Origin of the sequence: Pedobacter sp. UBA5917 (assembly GCF_002432345.1) — a bacterium.
Taxonomy (GTDB): domain Bacteria; phylum Bacteroidota; class Bacteroidia; order Sphingobacteriales; family Sphingobacteriaceae; genus Pedobacter.
Genome location: NZ_DJDT01000372.1, coordinates 1 through 15,986 on the forward strand (window position 1 = coordinate 1; position 15,986 = coordinate 15,986).

Below are 15,986 nucleotides of genomic sequence, written 5' to 3' on the forward strand. Positions count from 1 at the left end.
AACCGCTCTTTAGCGGTAACGCCAAACTTCTGCTCTTCATCAATAATCATGATGCCGAGATCCTTAAACTTCACGTCCTTGCTCAATAAACGGTGTGTACCGATCAGGATGTCTACTTTACCCGCTGCAGCCTCTGCAAGTGTATCTTTTATCTGTTTATTAGTTTTAAAACGGTTGATATAATCTACCGTAACCGGAAAATCTTTTAAACGCGACGAGAAGGTTTTAAAATGCTGTAAGGCTAAAATCGTAGTCGGAACCAAAACAGCCGCCTGTTTGCCTTCTGCAACGGCTTTAAATGCCGCACGCACGGCGATTTCTGTTTTCCCAAAACCTACATCACCGCATACCAAACGGTCCATTGGATGTGGCGATTCCATATCCTTTTTAACATCCTGCGTAGCTTTTAACTGATCGGGGGTATCTTCGTAGATGAAAGAAGCTTCCAATTCGGTCTGTAAATAACTATCAGGAGAAAATGCAGTTCCGGCCTGGGTTTTACGCAAAGCATAAAGTTTGATCAGATCCCGGGCGATATCTTTAACTTTTTTTTTAGTAGTTTTTTTTAGCTTGTCCCAGGCATCGGTACCCAGTTTATTCATCTTGGGTACACCACTTTCCTTACCGCTGTATTTTGCAATGCGGTTTAGCGAGTTGATGTTTACATAAAGCAGATCGTTATCTGCATAAATTAAACGGATCATCTCCTGGGTTTTGCCGTTTACCTCAACCTTTTCGAGACCGGCATATTTACCGATACCGTGATCGATGTGCGTAACATAATCGCCAGATTTCAGTTCCCTTAAATCTTTTAAGGTAATGGCCTGACTTTTCTGATAACCTTTTTTAAGCTTGTATTTATAATAGCGGTCAAAAATCTGGTGGTCGGTATAAAAAGCCGTTTGGATCTGCGGATCAACAAAGCCCTCGCGCAACATGCTGTTTATGGGGGTAAACTTGGCAGTTTTATCGATATCCTCCAAAATGGCATATAAACGCTCAATCTGTTTTGGCGAATCGGTAAAAATAAAATTAACAATGCCCTCTTTTTCGTTCTCTTTTAAGTTATGGATTAAAAGGTTGAAGTCTTTGTTGAACGATGGCTGTGGCTTGGTTTCGAATTCGAAACGGTTATCTGTTTTATAAAAAAACTGCTTGCCGAATTCTACTAAAGGAAAATCCTGAAGGTGATCACCCAATAATTTTTCGTCGCTGAAAGCAAATTTAGGGTCTATCCACTCCGGGTTCTGTGTTTTATCTGCAGCAGGCAGGGCTTTCCAGAGCTCAACGGCTTTTTTATAACCTGCTTTAACAATGTCTAAAGTAAATTCTACATCTTTAAACCAGAGCTGGGTATCCTGATCGATATAATCGAGGATGCTGATGTTACTTTCAGTTAAAAACTTGGCCTGTACGTTCGGTACAATGGTTAACGATTTAACATCGGCAACCGAAAGCTGGCTTTCGATCTCAAAACTTCTGATGCTCTCTACTTCATCGCCAAAAAATTCGATGCGGTAAGGCAGGTCGGATGAAAAGGAAAATATATCTACAATACCTCCACGGATAGAAAACTGACCAGGTTCGTAAACAAAATCCCTGCGATCGAAATCATAATCAATCAAAAACTCATTGATAAAATCGATACCCAGTTTTGCACCCAGGCTGATTTCGAGCGTGTTTTTTTCCAGTGCAGAGCGGTCGATTACCTTTTCAGCGATGGCTTCAGGATAAGAAACCACAATTTTACCATACTCCGAATCGTGGTTTAGCTCGTTCAATACCTCGGCACGGGCGAGCACATTGGCCGTATCTACCTGTGTAAAATCAAACGATTTGCGGTATGAGGAAGGAAATAACAAAATCTGCTTATCGAGCACACTTTCCAGATCGGACTGGAAATAGGCTGCCTCTTCCCTATCGGGTAAAACAAACAGGATGGGTTTATGTAATAAGAAGTATGATGAAAGTGCAACAATAGCATCGGCCGAGCCCACCAGTCCCTTTAATTGTATCTTTGGGTTTCTGGTAGCGTTCAACGCTTTGGTAAATTGGCTTACCCTATCGTCGGTTTTGTATCTGTTTATTAAATCTCTAATGTTCAAGGCACAAAAATAAGCTTATCTTTTAATATTAACCCCCAATTTATGTAAAGGTTTTTTTAACTATTTTTGGCAGATTGCGGTATGGTAGAAGGGATCGGGGAAAAATTAAAAACTTATTCTTAGATACTATCTTCCGTTTTGTCGAAATATATCCCCCTTTCGTCGATTAAGGGCAAATCGGTGTAACAAAGGTAGTTCTATAGCCTCTAAATTGTATAAAAAGTGAAACGATGAAATACATTAAAAGCTTTCCACTAGAACTTTTTTTCTGGGTAACGGCTTTGGTATTACTGGCAATAACAAATGGTCACGAGCATCACTTTACACTTTGTCCACTGGCCAATTTGGGCTTTAAGGATTGGTGTCCGGGATGTGGTATAGGCAGGTCGATCAGCCATATTTTACATGGCGAGTTTACCGAAAGCTTTTCCGAACATTGGTTTGGGTTTCCGGCACTTTTGATTATAGTTTATAGAATTTACACATTGATAAAAAATAAAATAACATTTAAAATTTCACCAACAAATACATAACAACCATGGATATCTTTCAATCACCTCTTATGTCGTTACCAGGTATAACACCAGAGGAATACTCATACTTACAACAGGCAACAACAGGTTTAACCGAAGAGCAGTTGCGCAATTTCCTGATGGTTTATAGCAGCAAAAGGAAAAACCCATCAGATATGTTGATTTTCTGTTTGATCGGATTATTCGCTGTACCCGGTTTACAAAGGTTCATCATCGGCCAGATCGGCATGGGTATTTTATACCTTGTAACCGCAGGTTTGTGTTTCATCGGATCGATCATTGATGTGGTAAACCATAAAACCCTTGCTTTTGAGCATAACCAGAAAATGGTTTTCGAAAGTTTACAGATGGTAAGAATGGGTGGTGGATTTCAACAACAGCCTGGAAAATTCTAGAATAATATAAATTTGATATTCAAACCTTGCAGGTTTTAAAGCCTGCGAGGTTTTGTTTTTTATAAACGAAAAACCCAGGTTAAATAAATTTTAACTCAAGGTCGTCACCCTGAATTTATTTCAGGGTCTATCTAGCGGGAAAGATGCTGAAACGAGTTCAGCATGACGACGTGTTAGAAAAAACCGAGGATGAAGCCGCCATAAAAACCGAACCCTGCTTTCCAAAAAAATATTGACCAGCTAAGTCACCTGAGCACATCTAAGTTGAAGTTTTACGATTTAGCTGAGCAAGTTTTTTTAACCTGCAGCGTTTATCTATATTTATCAAATGAAATTAGCTGAAATTACCAATTACTTAGAAAGCATTGCGCCGCTTAATTATCAGGAAGATTATGATAACTCGGGTTTAATTGTAGGCGATCCGAATATGGAAATCCACAGTGCTTTGGTGGCTTTGGATTGTGTAGAGAAGATTGTAGATGAGGCCATTTCTACAGGCTGCAACCTGATCATTACCCATCATCCTATTGTTTTTAAAGGTTTAAAGAAGCTCAACGGTAAAAACTATGTGGAGCGCGTGGTGCTTAAAGCAATTAAAAATAATATTGCGCTTTACGCCATCCATACCAATTTAGATAGCATCCATACCGGTGTAAATGCCAGGATCTGCGAACGGTTGGGCTTAACCGGCACCAAGGTACTTTCGCCAAAAGCCGGACTGTTAAAAAAACTGGTTACCTATTGTCCGCAGGCACAGGCCGAGCAATTGCGATCGGCACTGTTTTATGCAGGCGCGGGTAACATCGGTAATTATAGCGAGTGCAGTTTTAATGCCGAAGGCTTTGGTACGTTTAAAGGAAATGAAAATTCGGATCCTTTTGTGGGCGAGAAAGGCATACGCCACCGCGAATCGGAGGTGCGTATCGAAATGGTTTACCCTACACAGGCTGAGCGGAAAATTTTGGTTGCGCTGTTCGAAAACCATCCTTATGAAGAAGTAGCTTACGATATTTATAAACTTGAAAACAAACACCAACTCGTAGGTTCGGGTATGGTGGGCTGGCTCGAATATGATATGGATGCATACGATTTTTTACATCTGGTGAAAGACAGGATGCAGGCCAAAGTAGTTAGGTATACCGATGTAACCGGCAAAAGAATCAAAAAAGTGGCAGTTTGTGGCGGCTCGGGGAGCTTCCTTTTAAAAGAAGCCATTGCTGCCGGAGCAGACGCTTTTATCACCGCAGATTTTAAATATCACGAGTTTTTTGATGCAGAGGAAAAACTGATCATTGCCGACATCGGACACTTTGAAACTGAACAATTTACCTCAAATTTATTGCTTGAAATTATTCAGAAAAAATTTACTAACTTTGCAATCCGTTTAACGGAGCAAAATACAAACCCCATAAATTACTTGTTTTAATGGAACAAACCGTAGAACAGAAGCTAAAGGCTTTATACGAATTACAAAATATCCACACCAAAATTGATAAGATCCGCCAGGTGCGTGGTGAATTACCAATGGAAGTTGCCGATCTTGAGGATGATGTTTTAGGATTAGAAACCAGAATTTCAAAAATCAAAGGCGAACTTGATGATCTTGAGGATTCGATCGTAACCCGTAAAAATACAATTAAAGATGCGCAAGCTGCCATCAAAAGATACGATTCTCAATTAAAAGAAGTTAAAAATAACCGCGAATACGATGCTTTGACTAAAGAAATCGAGATTCAAGGTTTAGATATCCAGGTTTCTGAAAAGAAAATCAAGGAACACGGTTTCGAGATCAACTCTAAAACAGAAATCTACGAAGCTGCTAAAGCTGAGTTAGACGGAAGAAAGAAAGATTTGGATACTAAAAAAGCCGAATTGGATGTAATTACTGCCGAAACTGAAAAAGAAGAGGAAGATTTACAGAAAAAAGCGGATAAGGCTGAGCCTCAGATCGAAGAGCGTTTATTGGTGGCTTACAAACGTTTACGCAAAAATGCTGTAAATGGTTTAGCTGTAGTAACTATCGATCGTGACTCTTGTTCAGGTTGTTTCAACCAGATCCCACCTCAACGTCAGTTAGATATCCGTCAGCGTAAAAAAATCATCGTTTGCGAGCACTGCGGACGTATTTTGGTTGATGAGGCTTTAACACACGAAGTGGCAGAAGCTTAATCTACAATATTAAATGTATTGAACGTCCCGATCAGATGATCGGGACGTTTTTTTGTTTAGGCCTATTTTTTGCTTGTACAAAAACATGAACGCATTTTTAGCGTTTAATGTAGATATTTGACGCCATACAAAAGTTGTAGAACCAAACCGAAATTAGCATCCCGAATGAATAAAAGCTTCCGTTTTTTTGTAACCCCGCTCCTGCTCACATTTCCACTTTTTTCATTTGCAAATTTCGATTTCAATAGCAATTGCCTAAATGCCTACAAAAGTATTTTCGAACTCAAACTTGGCAATGCAAGGGCATATATTTCTACCGAAAAAAAGCAGCATCCCAACAATTCCATTATTCCGCTGCTCGAAAATTATGTAGATTATTTTACGGTGCTCACTTCAGAAAGCAAAGCCGATTTCGATAGGTTAAAAGTAAATAAATCATCCCGTTTGGATCAGATCAGCGATGACGATAAAGGCTCACCTTATTATTTGTATGCGCAGGCTGAAATCAACCTGCAATGGGCGCTTATCCGAGGACGTTTTGGCGAATATTTTAATGCGGCTATGGAAGTTAAAAGAGCGAATAGCCTTTTACAGGAGAACAATAAAAAATTCCCGAATTTCCACCTTAATCTAAAAGGTTTAGGACTTATTAATGCAGTTTTGGGCAATTTACCCGACGGAGCACTAAAAACAGCCCTTTCTACTTTCGGAATTAAAGGGAATCTTCAGAATGGGTTAAATATGTTCGAAAAACTGGCCGATAATCTACCAAAATCGACTTATGAGCCTTTTTATGAAGAAGTGGTATTTTATTATGCCTACGTATTAACCGATGTTGCCCATAGCCCAACGGCTTACGCCAAAACGATGAAATATACCGAAAGGATTGCTGATACCAGTTTACTGAAAAGTTACCTGCAAAGTTATGTGTGCATTAAAAACTCGCACAGCGACGAGGCCATTGCGATTTTGGCAAAGCGGCCCGAAGGAGGCGTTTACCAGCCTTTTCCCTATCTGGATTATCTGGAAGGCATTGCACATTTAAATAAACTCGATCTTAATGCCGGCACTTATTTTAACCGCTTTTTACAGGCCACCAAGGGCGTAAATTTTGTGAAGGATGCTTATCTCCATTTGGGCTGGATATCGCTGCTGAAAGGAGATAAAGATGGGTATGCGGCATTTGCAGCTAAGGCAATAAAAAATGGCTACACCTATATGGAAAAAGATAAGCAGGCAAAGAGTGAAGCTGCTGCCGGAACACCAACGCTCGACCTGCTAAAAGCCAGACTTTTATTTGATGGAGGGTATTTAACCAGGGCTTTGCAGTTATTGGGTGATAAAAAAGCTGGCGATTATAGCAATGATAAAGATAAAACCGAATTTACTTACCGTTTAGGCAGGGTTTACGATGATTTAGGAAAGGATGACCAGGCTTTAGCCGCCTACCAGGAAACCATTAATGGGGGACGAAATCTGAAATACTACTTTGCTGCTAATGCAGCCCTGCAAATGGGTAAACTATACGAGAGGAAGAAAAATGAAGCAAAGGCCAAAGAAGCTTTCAATACCGCCATTGCCATGAAAAACCATGAGTTTGAAAGCAGTATCGAAAGCCAGGCCAAAGCCGGATTAAGGCGTTTGGCCAATAACTAAAAGCGGTGTACAAAAGCATTGATGTGCATACCCGCGCCTACCGAGGCAAAAACGGCTACATCCCCTGCTTTAACTTTATAACCTTTTACCTGCTCTTTTAAAACGAGATCCAATAGGGTTGGTACAGTAGCTACAGAGCTATTGCCCAGCCACGAAATCGTCATCGGTACCAGGTTTTCGGGTACGACATCTTTACCGTAAAGCTTAAACAGGCGTTTCATAATGGCTGTATCCATTTTGCCATTGGCCTGGTGCACAAATACAATATTAATATCCTCTACGCTTAAACCTGCTTTATCTATTGCTTTTTTTATAACCTGTGGCACCTGTACAACCGCAAACTCATATAGTTTACGACCGTTCATTTTCATGTAGAAATTTCCACTGGTTTCATCTGGGTGTGAGCCTTTGCCCATAGTAAGCAGATTACCATGGTTAACTGAATGCGTTTCTGTTTTATGGGCCAGTATCCCCTTTTTTTCTGTTCCTTCTTCTGCAGCTTCGAAAATAACTGCACCTGCACCATCAGAAAAAATCATGCTATCACGGTCGTGCGGATCGATAATGCGGCTTAGTGTTTCAGCACCAATTACCATTACCCGTTTGGCATCGCCGCTTTTGATGTAATAATCGGCCTGTATGGCGCCCTGTACCCAACCCGGACAACCGAAAATAAGATCATAAGCCACGCAATCAGGATTATGGATGCCCAATTGTTGCTTTACTTTTGATGCTAAAGCGGGTAAAATATCACTACGGTTGCTATTTAAAGGAATATCGCCGAAATTATGGCAAAAGATAATATAATCTAATGTTTCCTTATCGATACCGGCGTTTTCGATGGCTTTTTCTGCCGCCTTTGCGCCAAGGTGATTACTCAACTGCTCCGGACAGGCATAGCGCCTTTCTACAATTTCGGTAATTTCAGAGAATTTATGGATAATCTCCGAGTTCTCTTTTTCAAGTCGGTTTCCATTCTCGAAAAACGTCGAATTCAAGAATTCGTTACCAGAAATAATATTCTGTGGGATATAACTTCCGGTACCGGTAATTACCGTGTTTATTGCTTTGCTCATAAATTATAATACCGCATACTAAATCGGTATGTAGTATAAAACTATCAATTATATTCGGTAATCGGAAATATATTTGACTTTAGTAATGCTTATTTTCAATGTTGGCTTTTAAATATTTATGTTTTACAGATAGGTTTTTGTTCAGCAAAATACGTTTTTGAAGCATATCAATTGTATTTAAACGATGCTTTTTTTTGATTGTTGTTTGTAAACCGGGTAATGCGCATTAAAAAGACAACTATAAGGTATCATATTGCTTTATTAATTGGGCTGTTTTAATGCAAGCATAAGCCGCAAATAAACTGTGGTTTAGTTAAAATCGTCGATCAAAAACACGAAAAGTTCTTTAGGTCCGTGAGCGCCCAGAACCAGTGTTTTTTCGATATCGGCGGTTCTGCTGGGCCCGGTAATGTTGCTGATCATGGATGGAATCTGGCTACCGTATTTGTTTTTTAACAATTGAAAGCCATCCTTAAGATCCAAAACCAACTGGCTTGTTTTTGCAATCACGATGTGGTGATGCGGGAAAATACTTAACCTTCGGCCTGCAGCACCGCTATTGCTTACCATTACGCTTCCGTTACGGGCAATTAAGGCCTCGCAAAGGGTAATTCCTACTTCGGCCTGCTCAAAATCTTTATCGGTTTGATAAAAAGGGAATTCGTACTTGCTTAAAAACTGCTGTAGTTCGGGTTCCCAACAGTATATTTTACGCCATTTAAATTTATCGGCAAGCTGGAGCATGTTTTCAAAAAAATCGATGCCATCCTCACAAAAAATGAAATTACCCGATATGGCAGTAAGCTGTTCGGCAAATAATACCTCTAACTCATCTGTATTTTTTTTATACAATACACTCTCTTCTAAGTTGGGATAAGGGTTTTCGCGCTTCTCCAGCAATGCCTTCCTTATCTTTTTTAGTATCTGTTCTTTCGCTGTCGTATTATCCTTCATATAAAAAAAAGCTACCCTAATGATTAACTAGGGTAGCAAATGTAATAATAGAAATTGTTTATTTAAGCTTCAACCGGGGTAATATGTCCGGGTGTTCCGCTTTCGCCCTGATTTTCGAATAAACGTTTTCCGAAAATCTCTTCTAAATCGTCTTTAAATAAAACCTCTTTTTCGATCAGGATATCGGCCAGTTTGATCAATTTATCTTTGTTTTCTTCCAGCAACTGGATAGCTCTTTGATATTGACCTTCAATTAATGCCGAGATCTCTTTATCAATGGTTAAAGCGGTATCTTCTGAATATGGTTTTGAGAAGTTATACTCGTTCTGGCCCGATGAATCGTAATAGGTAATGTTTCCTAATTTATCGTTCAAACCATAAATGGTAACCATTGCCCTGGCCTGTTTGTTTACTTTTTCCAGATCGCTCAATGCACCGGTAGAAATGGTATCGAACATTACTTTTTCAGCAGCTCTACCACCCATTGTGGCACACATTTCATCCAGCATCTGGTGTGGACGAACGATTAAACGTTCTTCTGGTAAATACCAGGCTGCACCTAAACTTTGTCCGCGTGGTACAATGGTAACTTTAACCAAAGGTGCGGCATGTTCCAGTAACCAGCTCACAGTAGCGTGGCCAGCTTCGTGAATGGCAATAGCGCGTTTTTCGCTTGGAGTGATGATTTTGTTTTTCTTTTCTAAACCACCAACAATACGGTCAACCGCATCTAAGAAATCCTGTTTATCAACTGCCGATTTATTTTTACGTGCTGCAATTAAGGCCGCTTCGTTACAAACGTTGGCAATATCTGCTCCAGAGAAACCTGGTGTTTGTTTTGCTAAAAATTCGGTATCTAACTCTTCTGATTTTTTTAACGGCGTAATGTGTACTTCGAAAATCTGCTTACGTTCGATAACATCCGGTAAATCAACATAAATCTGTCTGTCGAACCTACCAGCTCTTAATAATGCTTTATCTAAAACATCGGCACGGTTGGTTGCAGCTAAAATAATTACGTGTGTGTTGGTTCCGAAACCATCCATTTCAACCAGGAGTTGGTTTAAAGTGTTTTCGCGCTCGTCGTTTCCGCCCATTACACCGTTTTTACCACGGGCACGGCCAATGGCATCAATCTCATCAATAAAGATGATACATGGTGATTTATCTTTTGCTTGTTTAAACAAGTCGCGTACACGTGAAGCACCTACCCCAACAAACATCTCCACAAAATCAGATCCTGATAAAGAAAAGAAAGGAACCTGCGCCTCGCCGGCAACAGCTTTTGCCAATAAGGTTTTACCTGTACCGGGCGAACCTACCAATAAAGCTCCTTTCGGGATTTTCCCACCCAGATCGGTATATTTTTTAGGGTTTTTAAGGAAATCTACAATTTCCATTACCTCTGTTTTGGCTTCTTCTAAACCGGCAACATCGTTAAAAGTAATGTTCACCTGGCTTTCTTTATCAAATAAAGTAGCTTTTGATTTTCCAATGCTGAAAATCTGACCACCACCACCTGCTCCACCGCCCATTCTGCGCATCATAAAGATCCAGAAACCGATTAAAAGCAATACGGGAAGGATAATGCTCAAAAACCAGCTTGCCAAAGGGTTGCTCCGGTTTTCTGATTGGAACGAGATTGGTTTTCTGCCAGCTGGTAATGCTTTTTGCGAATCAGCTAAGGCAGTTCTCAAATCAGCAAATTTTCCGCCGTAGGTGAAAAACACAGTAGGTCCGCTAGACATATTCAACGAACTGGTGCTTTTATATTGTTTATACTGAGGTTTATTTAAGCTGTCTTTTTTAATATAAACTTCAGCTTTTACCAGATCTTCAGTTTGGTAGGCAACAATCCTGTCAACATCGCCTGTTAACAGCATTTTGCTTTCGAAAACATCGTATTTAACTTCTTTACCGCTATCGCCGGTAAATAAAAACTGCGCTGCTATAATAGCAATGATGATGGCAGCATAAACCCAGAAAATATTGAATTTTGATCCTTTTTGTGGTTTTTTAGGGATGTTTGGTAATCTTTTCCCCTGTTTTTCGGTATTTTGATTGTCGTTCATTTGTCTTTGTCAAAATGGTTCTAAAGGTTATGCGCTCTGATAATTTGTGCTTTCTGCATCCCCCCAAAGTTCTTCTATGCCATAAAAGTGGCGCTTTTCAGTTTTAAAAATGTGCACAACCACATCGAAATAATCGAGTATGATCCAATCGGCTGTTTCGAAACCTTCTTTATGCCTTGGATCGGCCTGGGTGGCCTTATATATTTCTTTTTCTACACTATCAGCAATAGCTTTCACCTGCGTAGCAGAGGTGGCACTCGCAATAATAAAGTAATCAGCTACTGATGTATGGATGTTTCTTAGATCTAACCGCACAATATCTTCTCCTTTTTTTTCTTGGATGCCATGTACAGCTAACTCAGAAAGGTATGTAGAAAGGGCTACTATTTTCTTTTTTACCATTAAAATGCTTTAATTTTGGAATTACAATAATATAAATTCAACACTTGCAAAATAACACTTTTTCGACACTATTTGTTGGTCAAAATTTAATCAAATTAAAAGAGGTTGATTCTACCAATAACTTTTTGAAAGATTTGGTGTCAAATTCCGAGCCATTAGCCGAAGGTACTGTAATTATGGCAGATAATCAGTTTGCAGGCAGGGGCCAGCAGGAAAGCGTTTGGCAAACGCAGGCGGGAAAAAATATCAGCACCAGCATTTATCTAAAACCATCTTTCTTGCCCTTAAGCAAACAGTTTTACCTCAATATAGCCGTTAGTTTAGCCGTTAGTGATGCTTTAATGTGTTTTGTGCCAGAAGGTATCAAGGTAAAATGGCCCAATGATATGTATTACCACAACAAGAAACTCGGAGGGATACTGATCGAAAATACACTGACAGGTACATCGATCAAAGCATCGGTTATTGGCATTGGTTTAAATGTAAATCAATCAGAATTTTCAGAAAGTATCAGTCAACGGGCTACTTCTGTTATCCAAATTTTACAAAAAGATGTTCCTTTAATGGATATTATGGAGAAAATATCCATATTTATGGAAAAATACTACTTAATTTTGAGAGCGGGGAAATATAGTATTTTACAAAATGATTACCTTGCAAGACTTTATAACTTCGATGTTCCTGCGTTATATAAAAAAGATGGAGAAATTTTTGAAGGGATAATAAAAGGAGTTGAAGACGGTGGTAGGTTAACTGTTGAAACAAATGAAGGTTTAAAAAACTTCAACTTTAAAGAAATTGAATTTACACACACAAAATAAACACATAATGAAAAAAATCACACTCGTGCTGTCAATGGTGCTTTTTACCATCGCCGGTGCATTTGCTCAGATCGAGAAACCGGTTACCTGGGCTTATTCTGCAAAAAAGATCAGTAAAGATGAAGCGGTTGTATATTTAAAAGCAACCATCGAAGATAGGTGGCACATTTATTCGCAAAATGTAAAAGATGGTGGACCGGTAAAAACAACTTTTACTTTCGATCCATCAAAAGATTTTAGCCTGGTAGGAAAAACAATCGAGCCTAAAGCCATTGTTAAATACGAAAGCACTTTTAAAATGAACGTAAGTTATTTTGAGAAAGCAGTAATTTTCCAACAGAAAATAAAATTGAATAAAGGGGCAACAGCGGTTAAGGGAAAAGTAGAGTTTATGGTTTGTAACGATAAACAATGTCTTCCTCCTGAAGAAGTTGAGTTTAGCGTCCCGGTTAAATAATCATCATCAAAATATTTATAGAAACAGTCCCAAAGTTAAAAATCTTGGGACTGTTTCTGTTTAAAGTAAAATCTATGTGTTAAATAGTCTTATAAAAAGCTCTTTATAAAATTATTCTTAATTTCACAGGTTCAAAACACACACAGAAAACACACAAATGAAAAAGGTTTTATTATTGTTGTTAACGGCCACCATGTTTATCGCATTGCCGGCCGTTAAAAGTTACGCCAATGTAAGGCAGGATACCACAACAACTGCCCCACCCGATGATATTGTTTTTACCGAAGTTGGTTCTGCACAGGATAGTATAGCAAATAGTAAGGTAAAAACGGAAAAAGATACCGTTAAAAAAGATACGGCTAAAGTGGAGACAGCTGCTAAGGCTACAGGTTCCGAAAAATTAACGCTTTGGCAAACATTTCTTAAAGGATTACTTTTTGGTTTTGCAGCAATCCTGATGCCCTGCATATTTCCAATGTTGCCCCTAACGGTTAGTTTCTTTACAAAGAAAGCGGGGAGTAAAAGCAAAGCAGTAGGCCAAGCTATAATTTACGGCATATCCATTATCATTATCTACGTTGCATTAGGTATGCTGGTTACTATTGCGTTTGGATCGGATGCATTAAATGCATTATCAACCAATGGGATATTTAATGCATTTTTCTTTTTAATGCTTGTCGTTTTTGGTGCATCATTTTTAGGTGCTTTCGAAATTACACTGCCAAGTGCTTTTGTAAATAAAATTGATGCAAAATCTGATAAAGGGGGCTTAATGGGGATTTTCTTCATGGCGTTCAGTTTGGCTTTAGTGTCTTTTTCTTGTACCGGACCGCTTATTGGAACATTATTGGTTGATGCAGCATCGAAGGGCGATAGATTAGGACCTGCTGTTGGCATGTTCGGGTTTTCATTTGCCCTGGCCATCCCATTTGCATTATTTGCGTTATTTCCATCATTATTGAAATCCCTGCCAAAATCGGGAGGATGGTTAAATAGTGTAAAAGTTGTTCTAGGATTTATAGAGCTTGCTTTTGCATTTAAATTTTTATCAAATGTTGATTTGGCATACCATTTAAATTTATTGGATAGAGAAGTTTTCTTGGCAATATGGATTGCAATTTTTGCATTAATGGGCATTTATCTTTTAGGAAAGATAAAATTCTCACATGATAGCGATTTACCATATTTATCTGTTCCAAGAACGTTTTTAGCCATTATTGTATTTGCATGGGTGGTTTACCTGATCCCTGGAATGTGGGGAGCACCTTTAAAATCGATAAGTGCATTTTTACCACCTACCGCTACACAGGATTTTGATTTAAATAATCTAACCGCTGCACCTGCCGGCTCTGCAGATAAAACATCAATCAAAGAAAAAAAATATGCAGAACTTTTTCATAGGCTAACACCAAAGGGATTTGACCCTTACTATGATTATGAACAGGCTAAACAGGCATCAAAGGAATTAGGTAAACCAGTTTTAATTGATTTTACTGGATGGAATTGTGTAAATTGCCGTAAAATGGAAAACAATGTTTGGTCTAATCCTGAAGTAGCGAAAAGATTAAAGAATGATTTTGTAATGGCCGAACTTGTAGTAGATGATAAAACCGAGTTACCTGTTGAAGAACATTATATTTCGACTTTTAGCAAGAAAAAAATAAATACAATAGGTAAGAAATGGAGCGATTTTCAGGCGGCTACTTTTAACAGCAATTCTCAACCTCAATATGTAATTGTAGATGCAGAAGGTAATGTTTTAGTCCCGCCTCAAGGGGCTGATTATGAGCCTGAAAACTACATTAAATTTTTAGACAGTGGAAAGGCAGCTTTCCAAAAAAAGACAAATGAATAAGATTAAAAACATTGGTATTTTAACCTCTGGCGGTGATTCGCCAGGCATGAATGCCGCAATTAGGGCCGTAGTAAGAGGTTCCATTTATTATGACATTGAAGTAACGGGGTATATCCGCGGTTACGAAGGATTGATCAATAATGATTTTATCCCAATGGACCGTAAATCTGTTGCCAATATTATCCAACGTGGCGGTACCATTTTAAAAACAGCCCGTAGTGATGCTTTCCGCACGGTTGAAGGCAGGCAAAAAGCTTACGAAAACTTAAAGGCAAAAGGCATTGATGCGCTGATTGTAATTGGTGGCGACGGAACATTTACAGGTGCCAATGTTTTTTCAAAAGAATTCAATTTCCCGATTGTGGGTTTACCGGGCACTATTGATAACGATTTAGCCGGTACCGATTTTACCATTGGTTACGATTCGGCCATTAATACGGTTATTGATGCGGTAGACAGGATAAGAGATACTGCAGAATCGCACGACAGGCTTTTCATCGTTGAGGTAATGGGCCGCGACTCGGGTCTGATTGCCTTAAGAAGCGGAATCGGTGTTGGTGCAGAAGCCATCATGATCCCTGAAGCAAATATGAATGCTGATGATATTCTGCACAAACTGGAGCATAGCCGAAAAGATAAAGCTTCGAAAATTATTATTGTGGCCGAAGGCGATGATACCGGAGGTGCATTTAAAGTTGGCGAAATTTTGCAGGAAAAATACCCGCACTACGATACCAAGGTTTCTGTATTGGGCCATATTCAGCGTGGGGGAAAACCCACCTGTATGGACCGTGTGTTGGCGAGCCGTTTAGGTGTTGCGGCAGTTGAAGGGTTGATTAACGGAGAAAGTGGTGTAATGGCCGGACAGGTAAACCGCGAAATTATTTTTACCCCTTTCGATCATGCAATTAAACACATCAATGCCGAAAAGGTGAGTGCCAAATGGCTTAAACTGATTGATATACTTTCGTTTTAAACCGAAAAAAGGATATAAAAAGAAAAGTCTTTCCCGCACCGGAAAGACTTTCTTGTTTTTGCTTAGTTTTTCGCAATAAGCAATTTCTTAATCTTCTAAAATTACTGCCGTACCATTGGCGCTTACCATCAGCATGCTGCCTCCGCTACCAACTGTTTCGTAATCTAAATCTACACCAACAATTGCATTGGCCCCTAAAGCGGCCGCATATTGTTGCATTTCGTTAACGGCGGTATCTTTTCCCTCACGCAGAACACGCTCGTAAGAGCTCGATCTACCCCCTACTATATCTGTTATACCCGCAAATAAATCCTTAAAAATATTTGCGCCAATAATGGTTTCTCCGGTAACCAGACCGATATATTTTATAATTTTTCTGCCCTCAACTGTAGGCGTTGTGGTTACTAACATAGTTCAGTTTTTTATAATTAGAATAATTTTTTTTAAAAATGTTACATTTTTTTAGAAAAGCCGGTCCAGGCTTTTCTGCGGTGGTTTTGTGTTTTTAGTTTGCA

At 39.2% G+C, this 15,986-nt stretch carries 15 protein-coding genes; 9 read left to right on the forward strand and 6 right to left on the reverse strand.

All coding sequences use genetic code 11. The features are described from left to right. Positions 1 to 2,105 (reverse strand): DEAD/DEAH box helicase (locus B2V92_RS25790; RefSeq protein ID WP_293313564.1); only part of this gene is annotated, 2,105 nt, incomplete at its 3' end. Positions 2,106 to 2,335: 230 nt separating this feature from the next. Here B2V92_RS25790 and B2V92_RS25795 point away from each other — a divergent pair. From B2V92_RS25795 to B2V92_RS25815, 5 genes are all read left to right on the forward strand, one after another. Continuing rightward, on the forward strand, positions 2,336 to 2,638 hold the full coding sequence (locus B2V92_RS25795) for a DUF2752 domain-containing protein (protein ID WP_293313567.1): 303 nt from the start codon (positions 2,336 to 2,338) through the stop codon (positions 2,636 to 2,638). A 29-nt stretch (positions 2,639 to 2,667) separates the two neighbouring features. Then, positions 2,668 to 3,033 carry a TM2 domain-containing protein gene (locus tag B2V92_RS25800; RefSeq protein WP_293313570.1) on the forward strand — a complete coding sequence of 122 codons (366 nt, stop codon included), beginning with the start codon at positions 2,668 to 2,670 and terminating at the stop codon, positions 3,031 to 3,033. Positions 3,034 to 3,361: 328 nt separating this feature from the next. Then, a complete protein-coding gene (locus B2V92_RS25805) occupies positions 3,362 to 4,459 on the forward strand; it encodes a Nif3-like dinuclear metal center hexameric protein (protein ID WP_293313573.1) in 1,098 nt (365 codons plus the stop codon). Further along, positions 4,459 to 5,202 (forward strand): zinc ribbon domain-containing protein, encoded by a 744-nt coding sequence (locus B2V92_RS25810; RefSeq protein WP_293313576.1) that lies wholly within the window; start codon positions 4,459 to 4,461, stop codon positions 5,200 to 5,202. Before B2V92_RS25805 ends, B2V92_RS25810 begins: the two co-directional genes overlap by 1 nt. A gap of 165 nt (positions 5,203 to 5,367) precedes the next feature. Further along, positions 5,368 to 6,858, forward strand: a complete 1,491-nt coding sequence (locus B2V92_RS25815; RefSeq protein WP_293313579.1) for a tetratricopeptide repeat protein — start codon at positions 5,368 to 5,370, stop codon at positions 6,856 to 6,858. On the opposite strand, the gene B2V92_RS25820 is transcribed toward B2V92_RS25815, so the two are convergent. The 4 genes from B2V92_RS25820 to rsfS all read right to left on the reverse strand — a co-directional run bounded on the left by B2V92_RS25820 (position 6,855) and on the right by rsfS (position 11,362). Then, complete coding sequence (locus B2V92_RS25820) at positions 6,855 to 7,934, reverse strand: 3-oxoacyl-ACP synthase III family protein (protein ID WP_293313581.1); 1,080 nt, start codon at positions 7,932 to 7,934, stop codon at positions 6,855 to 6,857. The two genes, B2V92_RS25815 and B2V92_RS25820, sit on opposite strands and share 4 nt — an antisense overlap. A 309-nt stretch (positions 7,935 to 8,243) precedes the next feature. Beyond that, positions 8,244 to 8,888 (reverse strand): LutC/YkgG family protein, encoded by a 645-nt coding sequence (locus B2V92_RS25825; protein WP_293313584.1) that lies wholly within the window; start codon positions 8,886 to 8,888, stop codon positions 8,244 to 8,246. Between the two features lie 62 nt (positions 8,889 to 8,950). Further along, positions 8,951 to 10,960, reverse strand: coding sequence for an ATP-dependent zinc metalloprotease FtsH (gene ftsH, locus B2V92_RS25830; protein WP_293313587.1), 2,010 nt, complete (start codon positions 10,958 to 10,960; stop codon positions 8,951 to 8,953). 27 nt (positions 10,961 to 10,987) lie between these two features. Continuing rightward, positions 10,988 to 11,362, reverse strand: a complete 375-nt coding sequence (gene rsfS, locus B2V92_RS25835; RefSeq protein WP_293313590.1) for a ribosome silencing factor — start codon at positions 11,360 to 11,362, stop codon at positions 10,988 to 10,990. A gap of 44 nt (positions 11,363 to 11,406) precedes the next feature. Here rsfS and B2V92_RS25840 point away from each other — a divergent pair, with 44 nt between their 5' ends. From B2V92_RS25840 to pfkA, 4 genes are all read left to right on the forward strand, one after another. After that, positions 11,407 to 12,183, forward strand: coding sequence for a biotin--[acetyl-CoA-carboxylase] ligase (locus B2V92_RS25840; protein ID WP_293313593.1), 777 nt, complete (start codon positions 11,407 to 11,409; stop codon positions 12,181 to 12,183). 7 nt (positions 12,184 to 12,190) lie between these two features. Continuing rightward, the gene (locus B2V92_RS25845) at positions 12,191 to 12,640 is read left to right on the forward strand and encodes a protein-disulfide reductase DsbD domain-containing protein (protein WP_293313596.1); all 450 of its coding nucleotides are present in this window, start codon (positions 12,191 to 12,193) and stop codon (positions 12,638 to 12,640) included. Positions 12,641 to 12,797: 157 nt separating this feature from the next. Further along, on the forward strand, positions 12,798 to 14,495 hold the full coding sequence (locus B2V92_RS25850) for a protein-disulfide reductase DsbD family protein (RefSeq protein WP_293313599.1): 1,698 nt from the start codon (positions 12,798 to 12,800) through the stop codon (positions 14,493 to 14,495). Beyond that, on the forward strand, positions 14,488 to 15,471 hold the full coding sequence (gene pfkA, locus B2V92_RS25855) for a 6-phosphofructokinase (protein ID WP_293313602.1): 984 nt from the start codon (positions 14,488 to 14,490) through the stop codon (positions 15,469 to 15,471). Before B2V92_RS25850 ends, pfkA begins: the two co-directional genes overlap by 8 nt. A gap of 87 nt (positions 15,472 to 15,558) precedes the next feature. Here pfkA and B2V92_RS25860 read toward each other — a convergent pair whose 3' ends face one another. Beyond that, positions 15,559 to 15,882, reverse strand: coding sequence for a heavy metal-binding domain-containing protein (locus tag B2V92_RS25860; RefSeq protein ID WP_029281519.1), 324 nt, complete (start codon positions 15,880 to 15,882; stop codon positions 15,559 to 15,561). Positions 15,883 to 15,986: the final 104 nt, after the last annotated feature.

Coding starts and splice junctions, on each gene's coding strand:
- ftsH (WP_293313587.1), bottom strand. CDS start 10,960: ATGAACGACAATCAAAATACCGAAAAACAGGGGAAAAGATTACCAAAC.
- pfkA (WP_293313602.1), top strand. CDS start 14,488: ATGAATAAGATTAAAAACATTGGTATTTTAACCTCTGGCGGTGATTCG.
- B2V92_RS25860 (WP_029281519.1), bottom strand. CDS start 15,882: ATGTTAGTAACCACAACGCCTACAGTTGAGGGCAGAAAAATTATAAAA.
- B2V92_RS25795 (WP_293313567.1), top strand. CDS start 2,336: ATGAAATACATTAAAAGCTTTCCACTAGAACTTTTTTTCTGGGTAACG.
- B2V92_RS25815 (WP_293313579.1), top strand. CDS start 5,368: ATGAATAAAAGCTTCCGTTTTTTTGTAACCCCGCTCCTGCTCACATTT.
- rsfS (WP_293313590.1), bottom strand. CDS start 11,362: ATGGTAAAAAAGAAAATAGTAGCCCTTTCTACATACCTTTCTGAGTTA.
- B2V92_RS25800 (WP_293313570.1), top strand. CDS start 2,668: ATGTCGTTACCAGGTATAACACCAGAGGAATACTCATACTTACAACAG.
- B2V92_RS25810 (WP_293313576.1), top strand. CDS start 4,459: ATGGAACAAACCGTAGAACAGAAGCTAAAGGCTTTATACGAATTACAA.
- B2V92_RS25825 (WP_293313584.1), bottom strand. CDS start 8,888: ATGAAGGATAATACGACAGCGAAAGAACAGATACTAAAAAAGATAAGG.
- B2V92_RS25850 (WP_293313599.1), top strand. CDS start 12,798: ATGAAAAAGGTTTTATTATTGTTGTTAACGGCCACCATGTTTATCGCA.
- B2V92_RS25820 (WP_293313581.1), bottom strand. CDS start 7,934: ATGAGCAAAGCAATAAACACGGTAATTACCGGTACCGGAAGTTATATC.
- B2V92_RS25845 (WP_293313596.1), top strand. CDS start 12,191: ATGAAAAAAATCACACTCGTGCTGTCAATGGTGCTTTTTACCATCGCC.
- B2V92_RS25805 (WP_293313573.1), top strand. CDS start 3,362: ATGAAATTAGCTGAAATTACCAATTACTTAGAAAGCATTGCGCCGCTT.